The following is a 1,358-nucleotide window of genomic DNA, read 5'->3' on the forward strand; positions in this document are numbered from 1 at the left end:
TGAAGTGCCCCATAATTGTTAGACAGATACTCTAACGATTGTGGGGCATTTTTATGACCAAATATTCTAGTGAATTAAAGTTACAAGTTGTGCAGGAGTATCTTTCAGGGCGTGTATCATATAGTGCACTTTGCACGAAATACAGTATCCCGGCAACGAGAGTAATCCGGGAATGGGTTGAACAGGCTCGAGCCCATGGACTAGAATCTCTTAAGCGGAAACATACGAAGACTGTTTACTCTCTGGAACAGAAGTTGGCTGTGGTAGACTATTACCAAACCAGTGGTGAGGGTGTGGTATCCGTGGCTGCCCATTTCGGGATTAGTTCCTCTCAGGTGGTTGCTTGGGTGAAGATCTTTAGGACTGAAGGAGTGGCCGGGTTGCGTCCCAAACCGCGAGGAAGGCGGTCTACAGTGAAACACAAGAAAACCAAACAAGTTAAGAAGCTGGAACTCAGTGAGAAGGAAGCCTACCAGCAAGAGATCCTGAAATTACGCGGTGAGTTATACCATACCAGAATGGAGCGTGACTTCTTAAAAAAATTAGGGGCCGTATCGAAGAACAATCTGCCGCCCAAAAAGCGGCAGTAGTTGACACGTTACGGCATGACTATCCGCTTAAAGAATTATTAGTGTTAGCGCAGTTGCCGCGTGCCACTTTCTATGATCGCTTGAAGCGGAAGGATAAACCAGATAAATATACGGCCCTGAAGGCATTCATCAAGAAGACATTTCATGATTCGTATGAGACTTACGGATATCGTCGAATTCATGTCATGGCCCGTAGAGCCGGATTCAAGTGTTCTCCCAATACGGTGCTTCGGTTGATGGGCCAGCTCGATCTCAGCGTGACACTGTATTCACGCCACACCAGCGGCTATCACTCTTATAAGGGGAAGGTAGGCACTGTGAATGATAATCTGCTGCACCAACAATTCAATGCCCAGAAACCATTCGCTGTTCTGCATACGGATGTGACGCAGGTCAGATTGGTAGATCGCAGCTGGGGATATATTTCAGCGATCATTGACGAAGCTAGCCGAGAAGTCATCACAATCATTGTGACTAATTCTGCGAATAAAGAACAGCTACGTCTAACGCTTGATGACCTGGCTAAGAAACTGCCTTCTGGCGTCACACCGATCATGCATTCCGATCAAGGCTGGCAATACCAAACCCGTGAATACCAGATCCGGTTACACGCCATGGGAATCGTTCCAAGCATGTCCCGCAAAGGCAACTGTCATGACAATGCCCCAATGGAAAGTTTCTTCAACCTGCTTAAGCGTGAACGTCTCAATCGACAACCGATTAAGGATATTAAGGAGCTGAAACAAATCGTGACGCATTACGCCAGAT

At 46.8% G+C, this 1,358-nt stretch carries 2 protein-coding genes; both read left to right on the forward strand.

Translation table 11 applies throughout. The features are described 5' to 3' along the window. Positions 1 to 53: 53 nt before the first annotated feature. Positions 54 to 590 (forward strand): helix-turn-helix domain-containing protein, encoded by a 537-nt coding sequence (locus tag H627_RS21030; protein WP_027829626.1) that lies wholly within the window; start codon positions 54 to 56, stop codon positions 588 to 590. Further along, positions 554 to 1,358, forward strand: an 805-nt coding sequence (locus H627_RS20400) for an IS3 family transposase (RefSeq protein ID WP_258457798.1), incomplete at its 3' end; no start/stop codon positions are given. The genes H627_RS21030 and H627_RS20400, both read left to right, overlap by 37 nt.

Origin of the sequence: Schleiferilactobacillus harbinensis DSM 16991, from assembly GCF_000425885.1 — a bacterium.
Lineage (GTDB): Bacteria > Bacillota > Bacilli > Lactobacillales > Lactobacillaceae > Schleiferilactobacillus > Schleiferilactobacillus harbinensis.